Origin of the sequence: Streptomyces luteolus (genome assembly GCF_029968015.1) — a bacterium.
Taxonomy (GTDB): domain Bacteria; phylum Actinomycetota; class Actinomycetes; order Streptomycetales; family Streptomycetaceae; genus Streptomyces; species Streptomyces luteolus.
On sequence record NZ_JASCIS010000009.1, the window covers coordinates 75973 to 93375 of the forward strand.

Genomic DNA, 17403 nt, shown 5'->3' on the forward strand with positions numbered 1-17403 from the left:
ACCGGTTCATGGCGGTGCGTCACCCCTCGCGTCCTGTTGTCGCCGGACCTGCGGGAGGTCGGCGAGCTGGTCCAGTTGCCCGACCGTGCGAGCGGTGCGCGGGTTGTGTGCGAGCAGACTCCGGTGGCGGTCGAAGAACGCCCAGTAGCCGGCGGTGTACGGGCAGGCGTGTTCGCCGGTCCGCTCGCGCGGCTCGTAGCGGCACGGTCCGCACAGGTCGCTCATGCGGTGCAGGTACGCGCCGCCGGAGGTGTACGGCTTGGTCGTCATGCGGCCGCCGTCCGCGTACTGGGACATGCCGACCACGTTGGGGACCATGACCCAGTCGTAACCGTCCACGAAGCACCGGTGGAACCAGTCGGTGACCGCGGCCGGATCCCAGCCGCGCTGGAGCGCGTGACTGCCCAGGACCATCAGCCGCGGGATGTGGTGCGTCCAGCCGTGTCCCGCACCTGCTCGATGACCGTACGCAGGCAGCGCGCACCGACGGCGTCAGCGTCCAGGTCGTTCCACCAGTCGGGCAGCGAAGCGGTGTGCCGTAGAACGTTGGAGCGCCGGTATCGCTCACCGAAGTACCAGTACAACTGCCAGACGTACTCACGCCAGCCGGCGATCTGCCGCACGAAGCCCTCCACGCTGTTCAGCGGAGCCAGCCCGCCCCGCCACGCGGCTTCGGCCCGCTCGACGCACTCGGCCGGATCGAGGAGGCCGAGGTTCAGCGGCGCGGAGATCAGGCTGTGGCTCATCACCGGGTCGGCGGTGAGGATGGCGTCCTCGTACGGGCCGAACATGTCAAGGCGGTGTTCGACGAAGCGCTTGAGGGCGCGGAGTCCCTCGGCCCGGGTGGCGGGGAACAGGCGCGGGCCGTCCCGTCCGACGAAGGAGACGTCGCCGTCCCGCTCCCAGCGGTCGAGGTCGTGGCGGACCTCGTCGTCGATGTCGTCCTCGCGCGGACGGTAGGGGGCGGGGACCGGCAGGGTGGGCGCCTCGCGCGGAGGTGGCCGGCGGTTCTCGTGGTCGTAGTTCCACCGGCCGCCTGCCGGAGCGTCGGCGTCCATCAGCAGGTCGTGCCCCCGGCGGACCCAGCGGTAGAAGTCCTCCTGGCGGAGCCGCTTGCCGCCGTGCCCGTCCGCCCAGGCCGCGAAGTCGTCCATCGGCACCAGGAACCCGCGGGCGGGACCGACGGTCACCTGGGGCAGGGATCGCATCAGGTTCAGGGCGGCGTACGACGTCGGATGGTGGACGGTCACCGGCCTCTCACCCATCGCTCGGGCCAGCCCCTCCCGGTACGTGTCGGCCCGCACGTAGGTGACACGGTCGCCGAGTTCCACCGCGCGGTGCCGCATCGCCGACAGCACCAAGTGGGCCTTGGCCCGATGGAAGCGCCGACGGCGGAACACCGAGCGCGCCTCGATCATCAGCAGCGGTGTGTCGCGTCCGGGGCCGCCGTCGCCGGACGCGAGGAAGTGCGGACCGAGTTGGTCGCCGAAGAGCCAGTGCACGTGTTCGCTCCTCAACTCCGGAGGTGTGGTCACGGACCGTGCCAGGGGAGCGTGTCACGGCCCGCAAGCGGTCGTCCGCGTCCGGGAGTTCAGGCACCCGGCGACTGCATACGCTTCCGAACCTCGCCCTGCGTCGCAACGCGCAGCGCTTATGCACCGCTTGTGGGCTGCTTTGAGTGGGGTCGGGTTCCCGCAGCGGCCCCCGCGTCTGGGTCTGGCTGATCGTGGTCGGAGCCCTGATCGTCGCCGCGTTCTTCATCGCCCGGCTCGTTTCCCTCTGGCAACGTCGGCCTCCCGGGCATCGTTGACCGAGGTGGACAATGGCCTTATGGCGATGGCAGCCGCACTCTCGGTGTCCGGCGCTCCGCTGACGAGTCTGCGGGAGCGTCTCGGAAGGGGCCTGTTCGCCATGGTCGCCGGCCCCGAGCACCAGGCGAGCCGCTCCCGGATCCACGACATGCCGGGGCCGCGGTGGTTCGGAGAGGACCGGCCCATCCGCCGGGTCCACGGCGATGCGTCGATGTTCATCGGTGGCCTGAGCGCTCTGCTGCTGCAGTCGCTGCATCCTCGCGCCATGGCCGCTGTGGCGGCACACTCCGGCTATCGCGGTGACCCATGGGGCAGATTGCAGCGAACGAGTACGTTCCTCGCCGTGACCACGTACGGCAGGGCCATCGACGCGCAGCGGGCCGTCGACCGGGTTCGAGCTGTGCACGACCAGGTCCGGGGAACGACTTCGAGCGGTGAGCCGTACCACGCGAACGATCCGCACCTGCTCGAATGGGTCCACATCGCGGAGGTCTACAGCTTCCTGTTCGCCCACCAGTTGTACGGTGCGCGGCCGCTGGACGCCCCGGAGTGCGACGGGTACGTCCTCGACACGGCTCGGGTGGCAGAGGCCCTCGGCGTGGTGCGTCCACCGCGCGATCTTGACGGTCTGACCGCCCGCCTGACTGCCTACCGGCCGGAGCTCCGGGCCACCCCGGAGGCCCGAGAGGCAGCACAGTTCCTGCTCCTCCATCCACCCCTGCCATGGATCGCCCGCCCCGCCTACGCGGTACTCGCGGCGAGCGCGGTGGCGGCGCTGCCCCATTGGGCCCGTACACCGCTCGGTCTGCCGTTGCTGCCGAGGGCCGAGCGGACCTTCGTACGGCTGGGCGGACACGGACTCACCCGCTCGATCCGCTGGGCGATGGCGCCTCCGCGCTGAACAGGCGGGGAGGGTTGCCCGGCAGCACCGGAACCGGTCGGCCCGTACGACCGAACGAACACTGTGCCGGTCATCGCCGGCCGACCGGTGTCAGGCGCGAGCCGTCCGACAGCCGGGCCCGCACCTGTGTCCTGGCGTCGTCTCGGGCCTTGTGCGCCAGGGTCCGCCCCTCTGCCTCGGTCTCCACTGCGCCGGATGCCTCGATGGAGGAGACCTCCCTGCTGCCCGCGGCGAGCAGATACCCCTCGCCGGATGGTGCTTTCCAGTGCGTGGTGGCGAGCACGTGCTGCCCGAACCGACTGCAGGCCGCGGTCGACCGGGCGACGGCGACCACCGGAGCGGCTTCCCGGGCAGCAGCGGCCGGTGCTTTGAACTGGAGCAGTACGTGGCCCGGTCCGCGCCAGGTGGTGGCCCGCGTGCAGGACCACACGGCCCGTCCGGAGTCCTGCGGCAGCTCCTGTGCCGCGAAGTCCCAGACGTTCACGGCCCGTACGCCGTCGTCGCGGAGTTCGGTGAGGCGGCACGCGGTGCGGGCCCAACTCGCCAGAGCGGTCGGGCTGGTGGCCTCGCGGGGCCGGCGCGGCCGGTTGCCGTCTTCGGGCAGCGGTGTGTAGCTGAGATGTGCGGGGCTGAGGCCGCCGAGGTCGGTGACGAGGAACGCGTGCTTCTCCACGATGCGGCCGGAGGAGCGGAGCTGGAGAGCGGGCCAGCTGTCGCAGGACCCTCCGGCGGAGGGGCCGCGTACCGGGTCGGTGATGCCGTCCTCGTTCGCGCCGAGGGCGTTGCCCGGGGTGTCGGGGCGCAGGAGGTCGCGGCTCTCCGATTCCACGATCCACGGAGCCAGCAGAAAGCGGGTTCCGCTCTCTCCTCGGTGCAGTGCGATCGCGGCGGCGGTGGTGACGTCGGCATCGTCGGTGCGGGCGAAGGAGAGCTCGGGGGCCGCTCCGGCCGTTTCGCGGTAGCGGACGAGCCGATGACCGTCGTGGAACACGACAAGGGCGGTGCCCGCGACGTCCCCGGCGTACAGCAACTGCGGTGCACCACCCGGCGGTTCGGCGGTGGTGGCGGCGCTCTGCGTGACCTGGGTGCTGGCCGGTGGATCGGTCCACGTGGTGAGGGCCCGGACGAGCAGGGGCCGGTCGCCGGTACGGCCGCCACGGGCGGGCCAGGCGGTGAAGTCGACGCGCGAGGTGTCGGCCCAGTCGTCCCGCGGAATCCGTACGAGATCGTCGGGATCCGGCGCCTGAGCCGAGGCCATCGACGGCGGCGGAGCAGACCGACCCCCGGCGTCGGCGCCGAGAGCGGTCGTCAGGACCGCGGCGATCACCACGACCGCGGCGAGTGCCCCCGCGAACCGCATCCGGTGTCGGCGTCGCAGCAGGTCGGTGGGCCGGGTCTGGACCGTGCACGCGTCGAATTCCTGTGATCGCAGAAGCGTTTCCGCCGGTGGGCCCGCCGTGTCTTCCAGCGTGTGTGAGGTGCGCAGCGCAGCCTCGGGCCGCGATGGACCCGCGGCACGCAGCAGGTCCAGCACCTCGCTGTCGGGCAGGCCGTCCAGGCGCCGGAGTACGAAAGCCGCCCTGGCCGCGGCGGGCACCCCGCGTCAGCGCGTCGCTGAGGGCGACCTCCTCGGCGCCGCCCGCCCGGGGGAACAGTCGCAGCCCCCACACCCCGGGCAGCAGCGTCACCAGGGCTCGGGGCGGTGGCAGACGCCTCGGCCAGGCACGCGGGCGCCGCTCGTGCGCCAGCGCCGCCCGCAGGACACGAACGCGCAGCCAGGCAGCGACACTCCGGTCGGCGCGGCCACGCTGAGCCGGCACCCGCGGGGCACGGTCGGCACGGAATCCGCGAAACCTCGGCAAGGCACGCTGCACCAGCCCGTGTGCGACCAGGACACGTTGATGCCGCGTCAACCTGGCCGGCAGCGTCAGATAGGCCAGGCTCACCAAGCGGGTGTACTGGTCGACCAGTGTGGCCTCGGCCTGATCGAGCGGCGGCCGGGTGCCGGCGTCGACGTGGCGGTGGGGTGTGAACACGGGCGGGGCGCCTTCCGGATTCGGCACACTGAGCTGCTTCCGCTCCGTCAAACGAGGTAATCGGGTGATGGTCACAGCACCGGCCCCTGCACGTGCGCAGCCGAGGCATCGCCTCAAGGACGGCTGATCTGCTGCGCGACCTTGCCGATGTGCGGGCCCAGCCAGCGCTTGAAGCGGCGCAGCGAGTCCGCCTGGCTCACGACGCGATCGAGCCGGTAATAGAGGCCGGGTGGTACGTGGGGCAGGAGCGGCGAGTGGCGCTGCCCCAGGAGAGCGAACATCTGCTCCGGCGGGAGACGCAGGTAGCGCGGCAGGTTCTCGTACCACTGCGCGCTGTGACGGGCGGCACTCTGTACCGGAAGCAGCGCGCGCTTGCGCTCTTTCTCGTAGTGGCTCAGTGCTGGGCCGAGACCCCTCTCAGGAACGGTCCGCAGTTGGCGGGCCAGAGCCACCGCGTCCTGCAGTGCCAGGGCGGTGCCGGCGCCGATGGAGAAATGAGTGGTGTGGGCCGCGTCCCCGAGCAGGACGGAATTGCCGTGGGACCAGTTTCTGTTGGTGAGGGTCCGGAAGGGCTGCCAGTTCTGGCCGTCGCGCATGCGGTCCGCACGACTGATCAGAGGATGGCCGCCGAGGAGTGAGGCGAATTGCTGCTCCAGGAGGCGCAGACACGCCGCGTGCTCCATCGTGTCCAGGCCGAGTCCACTCCAGGTCGACGGCGAACACTCGATGACACAGGTGCTCTCCGTGGAACTGAAGCCATACGCGTAGCACCAGATCCAGCCGTGGTCGGTAGGGACGAACGCGAAACTGAAAGTGGTGAACACCTTGGTGGTGCCCAACCACAAGAAGCGGGTATTGCCGTGGGTGATGCGCGTCCCGAAATGCTCCGCATGCTGTGAACGCATTCTGCTGTTCATTCCGTCAGCCGCCACAACGAGATCGGCATCGGGCACGTCGGCCCGCACCTCGTGGCCGAACTCCGTGCGTACGCCGAGTTCCTGGGCGCGACGGGTAAGCGTGCGGAGCAGTCGGTGCCGCCCGATGGCATATCCGGCGTCTCCCGCGTGCGTGGCCGTCCGGTCTCCCACCTGGGCCATGCCGTCCCGCCAGCGCACTGCCTGCTCACCGATGCGGCGGCCCGACTCGGGGTCGTGCGTCTTGAGGAGATTCAGGGTGTCGGGCCAGAACGTGACCCCCCAGCCGTACGTCGCGCCTTCCTGATTCCGTTCGAGCACCGTGACCTCGTGCCCGGGCTCGTCGAGCTTGACCAGAATGGACAAGTACAGAGCTGCGGGCCCCCCGCCCACACAGGTGATCTTCATTTCCGGCCTTCCTGCGCGGCTCTGCTCACCGTCGCATTGTCCACGCTCTGCGCTTCAACAACCGGCAATCCAGGCGCGCGTGGGGGCGTCGGTGTGCCGCGCCAGAAATCTCTGATCTCACGAATGGCCCTGCGAGAGATGCCGATTCCATCGATCGAGAGGAACGTCCTATTACCGATGGTGATCACACGAGGGACGGTCCAGTGAGCGAGGCATGGCTTTCTCGACGCAGCATGACGGGAATGGGTCTGATCACGGCGACGGCGACCCTGTTGACCGCGGGAGTCGCCCTCGACGCATCGGCCGTGCCCGCCTCCAGCTCCCCCGGCCCGCCCGGGAGCACGAAGCCACCCCCTGACCCACCGGCGCCGGCGATGGGCGCGTACCTGCACTACGGCCCCGCCGGTGTGGAGCGCATGCAGCACCTGTCGAGCTGGCTCGGAGGATCTCCGCTGCGCGTCGGACACACCTATCTGCCCGGCGATGTGTGGTCCAACATCGAAGGCAGCCCGGGCTTTCTCCGCGCCTGGGCGAACTGGAAACGCGGTGGGCCCAACCGCATGTTCGTCCTCAACGTCCCCATGCTGGAGCGGAACGAGGAGCGGGTACCCGACCACGAAGTCCGCCGACTGCTGCGAGCGGGCGCGCAGGGCGCGTTCGATCAGCACTACCGCAAGCTGGCCCAGCGTCTCGTACGGCTGGGGGTCCCCGGCACGGTGATCGTGCTCGGCTGGGAGATGAACGGCATCACGTACACCCACCGCTGCGGGCCTGACCCCGAGGCATGGAAGGCGTACTGGAACCGCATCGTGACGGCCATGAGGTCGGTGCCCGGACAGGACTTCACGTTCGACTTCGCCCCCAACCGCGGCCCCGACGCCGTGCCCTGGACTCAGTGCTACCCGGGAGATTCGGTGGTCGATGTCATCGGCCTCGACTCCTACGATCAGCCGCCGGGGGAGTCGTTCGAAGAACAGGTGCGCGGCCCCTACGGCCTGCAGCATCAGGTCGACTTCGCCAAGGCGCACGGCAAGGCCATCTCGTACCCGGAATGGGGCCTGTTCAGGAACGGGGACAACCCCGAGTACATGCGCGGGATGCTCGACTGGTTCGAGCAGCACAGGCCGCTGTACCAGACCATCAGCGACTACTGCCCGCACGGCGTGTGGCAGTGCGACGCGAACCCGGAGTCGTCGAAGGTCTTCCGCTCGCGCCTCTTCGGGCTCGGCACCCCGACGCCGACCCCGACTCCGACTCCGACTCCGACTCCGACTCCGACCCCGACGCCGACCCCGACTCCGACGCCGACCCCGACTCCCACGGCGACACCGACACCGAAGCCGAAACCGACCGACCCGGACGGGGACACCACCCCCACACAACCCCCGAGCCCCCCTCCCTCCAAGCCGACCCCACCGTCCACGACACCGCCGCCGTCACGGCTGCCCGAGCCCACCACGCCCCCGCGCCCGACACCGACGGATCCGCCCGGGGAGCCAGAGCCCAGCCCCACTCCCGAACCCCCGCGTCCCTCCGCACCCACCGTCAACTCCGACACCTGGTGTGTGCCGCATGGGCTCGAGGACTGGATCAAGAACTGGATCGGGGCCGACGCGAACTGGTGCCTTCGTCGGGACTCCCGGACGGGCTGGCGCTGGGAGTGGCGGAGGACCGGCAGGCCGTACTGATCCTGGATCGCCAGGCAGCGACGACCGGCGCGTGCCGGCGCACCGTACGCGCCAGCACGCGCCGCCCGTCCAACTGCGCGCGGTACAGATCGAGCAGCGGGGACGTTCCGGGCGGAGCGAGCAGCAGCCGCTGGTTGTCGACTCGCTCCGGCTTCCAGTGATGCTTGTACGGCTCGTCGCCCCGCAGCAGGCTGATGACGCTGCGGCCCTCGGCCACCGCCAGCTCCGCGTCCCGCCGCAACAGCATCGTGGCCACGTCGAGTTTCCTGCGCCGCAGCTCGGGGTCCGCTCCATAGAGGTAGCCGCCCGAAACGGAGCGGTCCTGCAGGCTCAGGTTGGCGGCCACCGTTCGGCCGTCGAGTCGGTACAGCGTCATGGCGGCGTTTCCCGTGCGCATCATCCCCTGTACGGCGCTCCGCAGATGGCGGGCGAACTCGGGGCTGAGGTGCTCCGGTGTCACGGCACGCCCCTGCCATTGCCGGGCGTGCAGGCGCAGCAGCACGTCGACGGCCTCGGGGACCTCGGCGGGGCCGGAGACCGGCCGTGCCTCGATGCCCGCCGCGTCGAGCTTGCGCAGTTTGGCCCGTGCGCGCTGTGCGCGGCTGCACGTCAGACGCCCCATCAGGCCGTCCATCGCCAGGGCCGGAAGCTCGAGGCAGACCGAGTCCTCCCGGCGGTGCCGCGGGCCCGGCCAGCGCTCGAACAGTTCCTGTGCCGCGGCAGCCGGGCGGACCTCACGCAGGTCGACGACACGGTGCCGCGCCAGTCGGCCCAGCGCACCGACCAGAGCGGGCAGGGCCACACCGCGATGCTCGTCGTCCACGAGGACGTCCGCGAAGTCGGAGACGGCACCGCCCAACGGAACCAGCACGGGCAGCGGCCGGTGCGTCAGCGTCAGCGCCGCGGCACCGATGAGCGCCCCACCCCGCCGGACCAGCAGGATGCGCAGCCTCCCGGGCTTGCCGTAGACACGCCACCACGACGACAACCACGCGTGGCTCTGGAACGCGGTGGCCGCGGAGCACCGTTGATGCAGTCGGTTCCAGGACGGCCCGAGAGCGGCGAACTCCTCGCCGTCCCGGCACAACGACGCTGTCACCGCGGGCGCTTCCGGGGCGAGGCAAACGGTCACGACGACTGATTCTCCTGCTTCTTCCGCGGCTTCTTGGCCCGCGCGGTGGTGGTGGCGGCGGGTGCGGTGGCCTTGACGGTGACGGGTGTGGGTGCGGGGGCGGTGACCTTGACGGTGACGGGTGTGGGCGCGGGGGCGGGGTCCCTGGTGGTGGCGGGCTCACCGGCGGGCGCGGGCAGGACCGGGGACTCGTACGCGGGAGTCCGGCGCGGCCTGACCAGCAGGATCAGTCCGCCGACGAGGGCGCCCGCGCTCGTACCGACGGCGATGCTCAGCGGAAGGGAAGGGGACACCGGGTCGGGTACTTTGACGGCCTGGGAGAACCGCACGAGCTTCACACCGGTGTTCTCGCTCTGGCCGTTGGCCTTCAGACGCAGCGCGTCGGCGACCGCGTTGGCGATGTCGGCGGCATCCCCCGGCCTCCCGGCGGTCCCCGTGATTCCGATCATGGGCGACTCCGGTGACGTCTCGGTCTGTACGCGAGACCCCAACTGCCGGGTGGGCACCCCGGCATTGCCCTGTGCGTAGGCGAGCGTGCTCGTACTGGTGGCCAGACGTCCGTAGGCCTGCGCGAAGCCCAACGTCGCAGCCGGTTCGGAATCCTTCTCGGCCACGGCGATCAGGTAGGTCGTGGACGCGTACTCCGGCTCGGCGAGCGCGCCGTACGCGGCTCCGGCCGTGAGCCCCAGGGCCGCACAGGCGGGCAGCGGCCACCAGACCGGCACCGGCGGCCTTCTCCCACGCAGCCGCAGCCGAGCGGCCTTGACGACGGACGGGATGCGGAAACGAGGTCGCACGGCGGGTCAGCTCCTTGAAGAGGTGCGGCGAAGGGTGTCGTCGTAGATGTGCGTCAAACGGTCCGCGCTGCGCGCGATGTCGTAGTGCGCGACCGCGGCGGGCGGAGTGATCCTCGTGGCGCCGGCGGTGATGTACCGCGTCAACTCCCTGGCCAGGAGCGTGGGATGACTGCTCACCCGGCGGGCGCCCTCGGTCTGGTGGGCGGGCAGATCCTCCAGCGCGGGACACGCGGTGTGTAGCGTCGGCAACCCGGCGGCGAGCGCTTCCACGGCGGCCAGTCCGAAGGCCTCCTCGCGTGAGGTGGAGACGAACACGTCCATCGCGGCAAGCAGACCGGGAACGGTCGGCTCCGGTCCGTCCGTCCCGCATGCGCCGGGCAGATGAAGCCGGTCGGTGACGCCGAGCTCCGCGGCCAGCTTCTCCAGCGCGAGCCGCTCCGGCCCGTCCCCGACAAGCAGCAGGTGCGCGCCGGGAGTCTCCGCCAGCGCGCGCAGCAGCAGATCGAACCGCTTGCCCGGCACCAGCCTGCCGACGGCCCCGACGAGGAAGGTGTCCGGGCCGACGGACAGCCGGGCCCTCGTCCGCTGCCGCCGGGCCGCGTCGTAGCGGAACCGGCGCGCGTCGATTCCGTTCGGAACCACATGGATGCGCTGCTCCGGAACTCCCCACTCGCGCAGCCGTGTCGCGACCGTGTCCGACACCGCGACGGTCGCCCGGCCAAGCCGCTCGGTCAGCAGGTACAAGGCCCGATTGCCGCGGTTGAGAGGCCTGCCTTCCATGTGGTGGCTGCCCAGCGAATGCTCCGTGGCGATGGCGGGCACCCTCGCCAGATACGCGGCAGGACGACCGTAGACGCAGGCTCGGTACAGGTGGGTGTGGACGAGGTCGTAGCCCCCGTTGGCGATGATCCGGGTGAGCCGGGGCAACGCGCGCAGGTCCCGGTTGCCCCGCATGCCCAGGTGCTCGACCGTCACACCGTCCTCGCGGAGTTGAACGGCCACAGGACCGGGATGGGTGAGGGTGACGACGTCGCTGCGTGCCGGTAGGTGCGGCAGCAGCATCCGCAGCTGCTGCTCGGCTCCGCCGATGCCGAGGCCCGTGATGATGTGGAGGATCTTCATGGGCTCGCTCACTGGTCGGGGCCGGCCGGCCGGGACGTACCGATGCACCGGGGCGCATGGTGCAGCAGATGCTTGACGTGGAGCCGCCACGAGCGGTCGGCCTGGCTGATGTGGATCCGGGGGAGGGCGAGCAGACCATGCGGCGGGTCGGGGCTGATCGCGCACGCGTACTCGTATCCGGCCAGGCTCACGGCCTGCACGGTCCGCTCGTTCAGCCGCCCGTAGGGGTAACAGAAGCCCTGCAACGGCTGGTTCGTCACCCGGGAGAGGATCGTCCGGCTGTCCAGCACCTCGCTGCGCAGGTCGGCGGGGGAGAGCTGGGTGAGATCGGTGTGACGCAGTCCGTGGGAACCGATCTCCATGCCGGCCGCGGCGACGGAGCGCACACCGTCGCCGCACAGCAATCTCTTACGAGGCCCCAGCGGATCCCAGGTGTTGGTGCCGTCAAGACGATGGGCGAGGACGAACACCGTGGCGGTGAAGCCGTGGTGCCGCAGCACGGGCAGCGCGTGCGCGGCGAAGTCGGCGTAGCCGTCGTCGAAGGTGAGCCCCACCAGATCGTCGCCCTGCCCGGTGGCGAGGGCGCGCAGCAACTCGGCCACACCGACACCTCTGAGGCCCCGGCGCCGCAGCCAGTTCATCTGGTGCTCCAGGCGGTCCGGTTCGACGGTGATGCCGTACGGATCGCAGGTGGCGTCATCGACGGAGTGGTACATCCAGATCCACGGCGTCCTTGGCCTGAGGCGCGACGCGGTGGGGGCGATCCCTGTCTCAACGGGCATGACGGACCTTCCGACGGAGCCAATCGACGAGGTGGGCGATCTCCGGAGCGCGCAACGCGGCGCAGGACGCGGCGAAGACCGCGGGGATCAGCAGGAACCCCGCGCAGAGGCTGAGGAACGCGTGGGGTACGCGAGGCCCGAGGAACCAGCCCGCGGCCGAACTGACGGCCGCCGCGGTCGCCAGTCTCGCCAGGGTGGCGGCCGTGGTGCGGACACCGATGGGCACCACACGCGGCCCCAGGCCGCACAGCAGCAGTACGGCGGTGACGCTGATGCCGAGGGCGTTCGCGCCGGCGATGCCGTACGCCCCCCACACCTGAACGCTCCAGGCCCCCGCCACCGCGGTCGTGGTCAGGCCCACAGCCATGGCGGCCAGCGGATACCAGGTGGGGCGGGGGGTGGAGAAGTAGGGGCGGCACAGCGCGCCGACCAGACACTGCCCCAGGAGACCGAGAGCGTAGACGCGCATCACCCCGGCGGTCACCGTGGTGTCGGCTTCGCCGAACGCGCCGCGCTGGAACAGTACTTCGACGATCTGCGGCGCGTACCCGATGACCAGGGACGAACCGGCAAGGACCAGGAGAGCGGCGGTGGCCAGGTCGCGTTCGATGCGGCGCCGCGCCAGCTCCGAGTCGCCGTCGGCCATCGCCTGCGCCACCACGGGAAAGGTGACCGTGCAGATCATCAGCGACAGCACCATCGGGATCTGCGCCACCTTCTGCGCGTAGTTGAGGTGCGAGATGGCCCCCGCGGGCAGGCCTGCCGCCAGGAAACGCTCGACGACCACCTGAAGCTGCCGGCTCACGGTGAACAGCACGATCGGCGCGAGGGCGGCCAGGCTCACAAGCGCCGGGCCCGCGACGGCGGAATGCCCGTACCGGGGAGCGGGGATACGCCGGACCGCGCCACGGTGGCGGAGGAACGCGGGCAGCTGCACGAGAACCATCAGGCAACTGCCGAGAGCCACGCCCGCCGCGGCGGCGCGAATACCCCACGCCTCGTGCAGGAGCAGCATCGTGCCGATGATGCCGACGTTGTAGGCCACGTAGATCGTGGCGGGCGCGACGAAGCTGCGGTGCGCCCGCAGCGCGGCACTGAAGTAGCCCGCCAGACCGAAGGCGAGCAGGGTGACGGCCGTCAGGCGGATGCAGGAGACCGCGACGTCCGGCCTGCTGAGCCCTGGCGCGAGCAGCCGCACGACCAGCGGAGCGGCCGCCATCAGCAGACCCGCGCAGCAGACCAGGACCACGACGAGCCGCGGCAGAGTGTGGACGACCAACGCCTGTACGGGATCGGGCTCCTGCGGCTGTGCCGCCCGCCGCGCGAGCGCGTGGCTGAAGGCGGGCACCAGAACCAGTGCCATGCCGTCCTCGATCAGCAGGGTCGAGGCCATCTCCGGCACGGTCCAGGCCACCAGGAAGGCGTCGCTGTCCTCTCCCGCGCCGAACAGGTGCGCGATGGACTGGTCGCGTACGAGGCCCAGGACCGCACCGGCGATGGTCAGCGCGGCGGTGCACGCGGCGGCCCTGGCCAGGACGCGCCCCAACCGGTCCGAGCCGACCGGGGCCGGAGACGTCGGCGGGGGAGGGCCCGGCGGCGCCTCGGGCAACGGCCCGCTGCCGCACACCGCTTCAGCCATGTCCGCCCTCGCCGTCCCGCGAGGCGAGCGCCCACCAGGCGCACAGGCCGAAGAGCATGCCGGTCAGCGCGGTCGAAGGGCCGCCGATGTCCGCGTACAGAAAGTCGATCAGCTGCCACGCGAGCAGCCCGATCGCGACCAGGCCGCAGTCCGCCGACGTGCCGATGCCGCGGAACAGGGAGCGCCACGTCCGGCGCAGCGCGAGCACCAGAATCGCCAGCCAGCTGCCGACGAGGCCGACCACACCGAGGAGGCCCTGCTCACTGAGCACCAGCAGGTACATGTTGTGCGGTGACAGAAGGGGCTGACGGTGAAAGTCCCGCCCCGCGCCGGCGGTGTCGCTGCCCGCGGACAGCGCGAGGCCGGAGTACGCGTCCCGGTGCGTGGCGAACCCCTTGAGCCCGACGCCGGTGACCGGGTGCTCCTGCCACATGCCGGAGGCCGCCGCCCACATCGTGTACCGGTCCGTGACCGACTGGTCGGGCGCGTCGGTGACCTGCGTGATGCTGCTCAGCCGCTGGTTCAGCAGGGAGGAGCCGACACCGAAGCCGCCGACCAGCACCACCACGGCGGCGATCGCCGCCGCCAGGAACTGCACCAGCCGGCGCCATCCGGTGAAGGCGACCAGTACCAGCAGCGTCGGCACCGTGGCGATCCAGGCTCCGCGGCTGAAGGACAGCACCAGCGGTACGCACAGCACGCAAGCGGTGACCAGCAACGCGGGCCGATACCAGTCGGGGTGCCGCGCGGGCGGTCTGAGAGCCAGGGCCACGGCGACCACGGTGCCGAGCGCCACCACCGTCGCCATCCCCATGACGTCCGTCGCCCCGAACGTCCCGACGGCCCGGATGTCCTGCCCCATGTACGACGCCCCGGTGCCGGTGACGTACTGGTGCAGCCCGACCGCGCCCTCAACCACCGCGAGCAGCAGCAGACTTGCCACGACAAGCCGGAAGTCCCGCTCGTCGCGCACCAGCAGCACCACGGCCACGGGGACCAGGACGAAGATCTGCAGGTACCGGGCGAGCCCCGGAAGCGCCGCCACGGGGTCCGCCGCCGTCACCGCTGCCGCCGCCAGCGCCACGGTGGGAGCGGCGAACACCACGGCCGCCGCAGGCGGCAGCGGCCGGGCGCGGCCCCGCAGGACCTGCACACCGCAGAAGCAGACCAGCAGCGCGCTCCCCACATCCGCTGGCGTCACATCGACGGTGGTGGCGTCGCCGCCCGTGTAGGGAAGGGCGAGCAGCAGGACCGGGGCGGCCAGCAGAACCAGCGCGACAGCGTGGCTCGACCGGTGGTGGCCGCCACGGACCTTCGGCCACTGGGGACGGGCCCCTACCAGGTCCCGTACCAGGTCAGCCATGCTCAGCCGCCTCCCAGGCGTAGCAGCGAAACAGCCGTGCGCAGCATGACGGTGATGTCCTGCCACAACGTCCACGTGGTGATGTAGCGGTTGTCGAAGCGGGCCCGGTCCGCGATGGACGTGTCCCCGCGCAACCCGTTCACCTGGGCCAGCCCCGTGATCCCGGCGGGCATCCGGTGCCGGGCGGCGTAACCGGGGTGCTCCTTGGCGAACTTCGCCACGAAGTACGGGCGTTCGGGCCGCGGACCGACGAGGCTCATGTCTCCCCGCAGCACGTTCCACAGCTGCGGCAGCTCGTCCAGCGAACTGCGTCGCAGAAACCCGCCCACGCGACTCATGCGGGCGTCCCCGGCGACGTTCCACCGCGTCTCGGACTCGACGTCGTCGGCCGGGCGCAGGGTGCGGAACTTCAGCAGCATGAACGGCCGCTCGTCCTGGCCGATCCGCACCTGGCGGAACAGCACCCCGGAGCCGTCGCTGCACCGCACCGCCAAGGCGCAGACGACCAGCACGGGCGCCAGCAGCACCAGGGCCGCCCCGGACATGACGACGTCCACCGCCCGCTTGACGTACATCGACGGCCGGCGCGCCGCACGGGTACGCAGCAACTGCGCCGGATATCCGTACAGATGGTCCGGCAGGGACCGGGGAGGAACGACCTGGTGGTTCTCCTCGCCGGAGTCGACGATCCATACCTGTTGCCCGTGCGTGGCGAAGAGGCGCATCAAGTCGGGCGCCGGCAGCGTGGGGGAGCCGCCCGAGCGAGCCAGCACCACATGCCGCACCCCGTTCTGGATCAGAGCGCGCAGTACGGCGTCACGGTCCGTCAACACGGGCAGGGCGGGTCCCCTGTCGCCGCTGAAGGGAGGGGGGAACCGGCTCGTCGTGGCGAGTCCGACCGGATGGAGCCCCAACTGCGGCTGCTGCTGCAGCACATGAACCAGCCGGTGCACATCGGGGCCCTGCCCGACGATGATCGCGGGATGCGGCCGGCGAGAGCGCCGGACCCGCCACACCTGGTGACACACGGCGCGGAGGACGATCAGCGTCAGGACCTGCATCGCCACTGCGAGACCCAGAGCGGAGAAGGACAGCGCGTAACCGTGGTCCCAGGCAGCGAGCAACGCCGCGGCCGCGCCCCAGACAAGGAGCGTGCAGGAAGCGAGTGCGGGAGTCTCCGCCAGAACCGAGCGACTCAGCCGGTCCTGGTAGAGCCCTTTGCGAAGATGCAGCCCGGTCTGCGCCAACGCCAGCAGGACGACGAGAGCCAGGAGCTCCCCGAACTGCGTCACCACAGCGCTCGTACGAGCCATCAAGGCAGTCGCGAGAACCACCGCACCGACATCGCCGACCCACAGCGACCGCGCGGAACGGCCACGTCTCGGGGCCCTCGGCATGACGGCCCGTACGCGCCGTTCCTGGACTCCGGGCGTACGGACACCGGCGCCCACGTCCTGGAACTCCCGTCCGGACGGGGCGGTGGCGGAGAGGGCTGAGCTGTGCGGCGTCATACGCGCTGCCGCTGACGCGTGACCGCAGGCGACGGAGCCACGCGCTCGTACAGGTCCATGACGGCCCGCGCGGTACGGCGCACATCGAAGAAGGCATGGGCGTGGACGCACGCCTGACGGCCCATCTCCGTTCGCAGCGGCGCATCGGCGAGCAGCCTGGAAACGGAACGGGCGAGTGACGAGGGGTCATCCGGCGGTACGAGAGCCAGGGCGCGGTGGCCCGGTGGCAGGCTCTCCCGAGCCCCGTTCACATCGGTCACCACCACCGGCAAGGCCGTGGCCATGGCCTCCAGGGGAGCCAGCGCCATCCCCTCCCAGCGCGACGGAAGAACCAGCACATCCGCTCTCCGCAGCCACGGAAGGACGTCACTCACGGCACCGACGAACTCCACTTGTGCGGGCGCCGTCGCCTCCCAGTGCGCACGCGAGGGACCGTCACCCACCAGCAGCAGCCTCGCGTCCGGTACGGCCTTGAGGACCCTCGGCCAGGCGCTCAGCAGCACGTCCTGGCCCTTCTGATGGCACAGGCGCCCCACACACACGACCACCGGGGGCCGAGCACACCGGCCGCCTCCCGGCTCCGCCGGTCTGAACCGCGACAGGTCGACCCCGTTCGGGATCACCTCCCAGTGCGCCATGATCCCGGCGTCCTGCCCCTCGCGCCGCTCTGCCGCGCTGACGCACACGATCCGATCGCACCAGCGTGCGCCGAGCTGCTCCCAGCGGACCGTCGCAGCGGCCGTTACTCCCTCGACCGCGGAGAACGACCACGCATGGGGCTGGAACACCGTGGGCACTCGGCCGCGCAGCGCCAGGCGGGCCGCCAGACCGGCCTTCGCGCTGTGCGCGTGCACGAGGTCGGGCCGTACGTCCTTCACCATCCGGGCCACCTCACGTACCTCGGACGCCAGTTGGGGTCCGGGGAACCGTGCGGCCCGCCACGGGACCACGTGCGCACCGGCCACGGTCAGGTCCTCGGCCAGGGAGAGCTCCGGATGGCACGCGACTACCGTGTCCAAACCGGCACGGGCCTGCTCGCGCACCAGGTCGACGACAACGCGGGGCACCCCTCCACCATCGGGCTGAAGAATATGAAGAGCCTTGAACCTGCCACCTGTTGCCATGTATTCGCGCTGCACGTCTGGCCTCTCTTGGCAGGGCTGAACACGTCTTGTGACTCGCAGGAGGGAAACAATAGGGAAAAGCGTTAAGCGGTGAAGGAGACGCGATGCGGCCATCGTCAAAACCACCTGAATGGTGGGGCGTTGTTGCTGCGACTCATCCACCCGCGGCGGCCTA

11 protein-coding genes and 2 pseudogenes are annotated in these 17403 nt (G+C 70.9%); 2 read left to right on the top strand and 11 right to left on the bottom strand.

Going from position 1 to position 17403, the window contains the following annotated elements; genetic code table 11:
- Positions 1-6 precede the first annotated feature (6 nt).
- A pseudogene (locus QIT00_RS11120) lies at positions 7-1502 on the bottom strand (cryptochrome/photolyase family protein).
- 328 nt (positions 1503-1830) lie between these two features.
- Between QIT00_RS11120 and QIT00_RS11125 the strand changes: the two are divergent.
- Positions 1831-2712 (top strand): oxygenase MpaB family protein, encoded by an 882-nt coding sequence (locus QIT00_RS11125; RefSeq protein WP_282535020.1) that lies wholly within the window; start codon positions 1831-1833, stop codon positions 2710-2712.
- A 70-nt stretch (positions 2713-2782) separates the two neighbouring features.
- Here the strand turns inward: QIT00_RS11125 and QIT00_RS11130 are convergent.
- Positions 2783-4748: pseudogene (locus QIT00_RS11130) on the bottom strand (hypothetical protein).
- 113 nt (positions 4749-4861) lie between these two features.
- Positions 4862-6070, bottom strand: a complete 1209-nt coding sequence (locus QIT00_RS11135; RefSeq protein ID WP_282535021.1) for an FAD-dependent monooxygenase — start codon at positions 6068-6070, stop codon at positions 4862-4864.
- 242 nt (positions 6071-6312) lie between these two features.
- Between QIT00_RS11135 and QIT00_RS11140 the strand changes: the two genes are divergently transcribed.
- Positions 6313-7758, top strand: coding sequence for a glycoside hydrolase family 26 protein (locus QIT00_RS11140; RefSeq protein WP_408909752.1), 1446 nt, complete (start codon positions 6313-6315; stop codon positions 7756-7758).
- On the opposite strand, the gene QIT00_RS38915 is transcribed toward QIT00_RS11140, so the two are convergent.
- The 8 genes from QIT00_RS38915 to QIT00_RS11180 form a co-directional block, all read right to left on the bottom strand.
- Positions 7661-8392 carry a GNAT family N-acetyltransferase gene (locus QIT00_RS38915; protein ID WP_408909756.1) on the bottom strand — a complete coding sequence of 244 codons (732 nt, stop codon included), beginning with the start codon at positions 8390-8392 and terminating at the stop codon, positions 7661-7663. The genes QIT00_RS11140 and QIT00_RS38915 overlap by 98 nt on opposite strands.
- Positions 8393-8886: 494 nt before the next feature.
- Positions 8887-9687 (bottom strand): YveK family protein, encoded by an 801-nt coding sequence (locus tag QIT00_RS11150; protein ID WP_349017173.1) that lies wholly within the window; start codon positions 9685-9687, stop codon positions 8887-8889.
- Between the two features lie 6 nt (positions 9688-9693).
- Positions 9694-10809 (bottom strand): glycosyltransferase, encoded by a 1116-nt coding sequence (locus tag QIT00_RS11155; RefSeq protein ID WP_282535023.1) that lies wholly within the window; start codon positions 10807-10809, stop codon positions 9694-9696.
- Between the two features lie 8 nt (positions 10810-10817).
- Entirely contained in the window at positions 10818-11591 is a 774-nt protein-coding gene (locus tag QIT00_RS11160) for a polysaccharide deacetylase family protein (RefSeq protein WP_282535024.1), read from the bottom strand.
- On the bottom strand, positions 11581-13230 hold the full coding sequence (murJ, locus tag QIT00_RS11165) for a murein biosynthesis integral membrane protein MurJ (protein WP_282535025.1): 1650 nt from the start codon (positions 13228-13230) through the stop codon (positions 11581-11583). The genes QIT00_RS11160 and murJ overlap by 11 nt, the downstream gene beginning before the upstream one ends.
- Positions 13223-14593, bottom strand: a complete 1371-nt coding sequence (locus QIT00_RS11170; RefSeq protein WP_282535026.1) for an O-antigen ligase family protein — start codon at positions 14591-14593, stop codon at positions 13223-13225. The genes murJ and QIT00_RS11170 overlap by 8 nt, the downstream gene beginning before the upstream one ends.
- 2 nt (positions 14594-14595) lie before the next feature.
- Positions 14596-16104 carry a sugar transferase gene (locus QIT00_RS11175; RefSeq protein ID WP_282535027.1) on the bottom strand — a complete coding sequence of 503 codons (1509 nt, stop codon included), beginning with the start codon at positions 16102-16104 and terminating at the stop codon, positions 14596-14598.
- The gene (locus QIT00_RS11180) at positions 16101-17228 is read right to left on the bottom strand and encodes a glycosyltransferase (RefSeq protein WP_282535155.1); all 1128 of its coding nucleotides are present in this window, start codon (positions 17226-17228) and stop codon (positions 16101-16103) included. Before QIT00_RS11180 ends, QIT00_RS11175 begins: the two co-directional genes overlap by 4 nt.
- Positions 17229-17403 lie beyond the last annotated feature (175 nt).